General features: G+C 38.4%; 5 protein-coding genes. All 5 read left to right on the forward strand.

The genetic code is table 11. The annotated features are described in order from the left end of the window. The first annotated feature begins 195 nt into the window (after window positions 1–195). On the forward strand, window positions 196–1,833 hold the full coding sequence (locus tag V7149_RS24985) for a glycosyltransferase family 4 protein (protein ID WP_335348267.1): 1,638 nt from the start codon (window positions 196–198) through the stop codon (window positions 1,831–1,833). A gap of 33 nt (window positions 1,834–1,866) precedes the next feature. Then, a complete protein-coding gene (locus V7149_RS24990; protein WP_335348268.1) occupies window positions 1,867–2,508 on the forward strand; it encodes a hypothetical protein in 642 nt (213 codons plus the stop codon). A 77-nt stretch (window positions 2,509–2,585) separates the two neighbouring features. After that, window positions 2,586–2,735: a 50S ribosomal protein L33 gene (gene rpmG, locus V7149_RS24995; protein ID WP_057771568.1), complete on the forward strand. Its 150-nt coding sequence runs from the start codon at window positions 2,586–2,588 to the stop codon at window positions 2,733–2,735. Between the two features lie 66 nt (window positions 2,736–2,801). After that, window positions 2,802–3,371, forward strand: coding sequence for a 5-formyltetrahydrofolate cyclo-ligase (locus V7149_RS25000; RefSeq protein ID WP_335348272.1), 570 nt, complete (start codon window positions 2,802–2,804; stop codon window positions 3,369–3,371). Continuing rightward, on the forward strand, window positions 3,364–3,825 hold a 462-nt coding region (locus tag V7149_RS25005; RefSeq protein WP_335348269.1), incomplete at its 3' end, for a DUF92 domain-containing protein. The genes V7149_RS25000 and V7149_RS25005, both read left to right, overlap by 8 nt.

A 3,825-nucleotide genomic window follows, 5' to 3' on the forward strand; every position in this document is an offset into this window, starting at 1 on the left:
AACAATCAGTGGGGGATGATAGAAAACCCCACTGATTGAAGTTTCACTTTATCTCAATTGAGCATGAGGTGCATCATGACTGAAAGATACTTTCATTTAAAAATAATTTCCAACAGCCTTTGTTATGCATCATGGGATATTCCTCTTCATATTAGAAACCTTGTGGAATGTTATTTCAGCAGATCCTTCTCTAAATTGACCAAGACTATTCGTCTTTATAATGCCGCAGAGGGTATAAGAGGAATAGAGGCATATGATCAAGAAATGATCATTGGGGGGAATCAATCACAGAGAATAGTTGAGGGGCTTACGAAACATCAAAGTTACTATGCAGAAGTCGGGATCAAACTATCAAGTCATCATTTCTTTCCCATACTTCGATCAAATCTCATTGCAAGCGATACCCTAAAAAGCGTATGTGAGCTTCGTAGGGCTTGCACTGAACCTTCCGATCCACCTTATCCTTGGTCCAAGCTGGTTAGCACCTATTCGTATTATGTGCCCAATAACAGGAACGAGGACTATTCCTTAAAATATAAGTATAAACAAACAGTTGCCTATGAAGATAAAAAATTGGAGCTTTCTAATGTAAAGAAAATGTCTAGGGAAATAGACAATTCACGAATAATGGTTAAAAAAAATGCCAAACGAAGAATTCTAATTCTATCATGGGAATATCCTCCCCACCTTGTTGGCGGTTTATCAAGACATGTTCAAGGACTTGCTGACTGTCTTCAAACAATGGACTATGAAGTGCATGTCATTACTTCAAATCCGAATGAAGCGGCGGAGGAAGAAATGAATGAGCGTGTTCGGATACACCGTGTAATCCCATTTAATCAACAGGATGAAGATTTTCTTAGCTGGATAGGCGGATTAAACTTAGCGATGCTGAATAAGGCATTGGAGATTGATAATATATATCGCTTTAACTTGATCCACGCCCATGATTGGCTTGTTGGAGCAAGTGCTACTGTCTTAAGAAATACCCTTCGCATTCCGTTAATTGCAACTATTCACGCAACGGAATATGGAAGAAACAAAGGTATCCATACAGAGCTTCAAAAATTTATTCACGATAAGGAACAACAATTAATTACACAAGCGGATACAATCATTGTCTGCAGTGAATATATGAAACGAGAGCTTAATCAAGTGTTTCGTTTACGAAACGAAAAGAAACTTCATATAATCTCAAATGGAACAGCAGCAAATACGCATGTGAAAGACGGATTGAAGGCTTTAGAAGTGATGCCTATTCAAAAAAATAAGCGTCTGATCTTTTCGATTGGACGCATCGTTAAGGAAAAAGGATTTGACACAATAATAGAGGCAGCCCAAAAAATGCAAAGACAATTTCCCGATGTATATTTCATAGTTGCCGGGAAAGGACCTCTGCTTGATAAATACCAGAGGATGGTCGATAGATTGCAGCTGCAAAATCTGCTTTTCTTTGTTGGCTATGTATCGGATGAGCAAAGGACAGCTTTGCTCAACCTCTGCAGAATGGCTGTTTTTCCAAGTCGCTATGAACCCTTTGGAATCGTTGCACTAGAAGCAATGCAGGCGGGGAAGCCGACAATTGTTTCGAATACAGGGGGCTTAAAAGAAATAGTTCAGCATAAAAGATCAGGAATGCTCATGAAACCGGGATGTTCAGACAGCTTAATCGAGCAAATTAAGTACTTGTTAGAAAATGAATCCCATGCAGAGCAAATCGGACTGTCTGGAAAAAAACGGGTCGAGACCATTTTTAGCTGGGAGAGAGTAGCTGAAGAAACAGTTAAAGTATACGAAGAATTACTTATTCATCTAAATAATGAAAAGGATTAATATGCTGACAATTTATTCGGAGGTGAAATGAATATGAAAATAAAAACTTGGATTCAACCAAAAGCTACAGAGGAAAACATAATTTCGAATAAAGAAGGGATAGAAGTTATTCCTGGGATCTGGATTGATGGAAAGACATATTGGCTGACACCAGGAGTAGAAACAATGTTTGCAGAAGAAGGTTTGTCAGTTCACTTACAACAAGAGAAAGGTTCCCCAGCTTTACAATTGTATAATGTCAGTATTACCAACTTTCGTGAACGTCAGCTGCATGTAAAGCTGCTTATTCAAAATAGGCATTATCAAAGCCGAAATAGATTCAATCATTTTTTCGAAGATCATGAGCATTTTTCATTTATTTCACCTTCCGAGAAGGTTGTTTTCCACTTAGACAATCATCAAGTGCATTTAGCCAATGGGTATTGCCAAGGGAAAACATTCAGGGCTAGCACCATCCAATCTATTAGGAATGTCTTTACTGATCATATTTGGGCTTGTCCTACAACAGGAAAACTTCAATATAATCCGATGGCTAATGGCGATGCTGTCAGTTTATTTCTCTATGATTGTCATTTCAAGGGGAAACAAACCATAGAAGGGGAATCATGGATAATTAGCGGGGACAATGAGACAGAGCTAATAAAATTAAACGAGTCTCTTTTAAAAACACACTAGCATTTACATTTAAAAAGTGATATTATAAAAAGGTCGTATGAACGAACTAGTCTTTCAATAGTTTGGAGGGAAATTACATGCGTGTGAATATTACGTTGGCTTGCACAGAATGCGGAGATCGTAACTATATTTCTAAAAAAAATAAAAGAAACAATCCAGATCGTCTTGAGCTTAAAAAATACTGCCCAAGAGAAAAGCGTTCTACTACACATCGTGAGACAAAATAAGCAGTGGGGTGATTCCTACTGCTTTTTTTGTTGGCTATAAATTCATAAATGGGGGGCTTTGGAATGATGGAAGAGAAAAAGATATTGCGAAAGAAAATAATTGATAGGCTTTCATCGATAAATAAACCTGTATATGAGCAACTTTCTTATCAAATTGCCAATCAGTTATTTCAGGATAAATATTGGAAGGAAGCTTCAACCGTTGGGGTTACTATTTCCAAGCAGCCAGAGGTTGATACATATCAAATTATTAGAAAGGCTTGGGAACAGGGAAAGCGGATTGTCGTTCCGAAATGCCTGCCAAAAACGAGGGAAATGGTATTCCGTACATTACATAGGTTTGATCAATTAGAATCGGTTTACTATGGATTACTAGAGCCCATCGAATCAGAAACAGATGAAGTATCGCCGAATGAAATAGATTTGATTATTGTTCCTGGCTTAGCCTTTACCGAGAATGGCTATAGACTTGGATTTGGCGGTGGCTATTATGACCGGTTCTTAACAAAATATAATGGCCACACTCTTTCACTTGCATTTCATGATCAAATTGTTTCAAAACTTCCAGTTGAGGACCATGATATCCCTGTCAGTAAAATTATTACGGACGAAAAGATTAAGTGTGTAAATGAATGACGCCGGTTTTCTATTTCTATTTATAGCCGCTACAGCCATTTGCGGATATTATTTTAGATTGTTAACCAGTTCAGGGAGTATAGCAGCGTTTATAGCTGGCCTAATTATTGGACTTGGCTTTGGTGTTAAAGGCTTGCTTGTGCTCGGTTTCTTTTTTGCCAGCTCCAGTCTATGGTCTAAATTCAAAAGAAGAAACAAAGTGAAAATTGAGCAGAAGCATGAAAAAGGCTCTCGCCGAGATTGGGTACAGGTAGTGGCGAATGGAGGTACGGCTGCTCTTTTTAGCATACTTTATCTAGCTTACCCTCAAGAAATCTGGTTTTATGGATTTGCCATTTCTATTGCTGCGGCTAATTCTGATACATGGGCGTCTGAAATAGGTTCTACGAGCAAACAGGCACCTATTTTTATTCGTTCAATGAGACAGGTTGACGCAGGTACCTCGGGCGCCGTT

This window comes from Bacillus sp. JJ1503 (genome assembly GCF_036965125.1).
Classification (GTDB): domain Bacteria; phylum Bacillota; class Bacilli; order Bacillales; family Cytobacillaceae; genus Cytobacillus.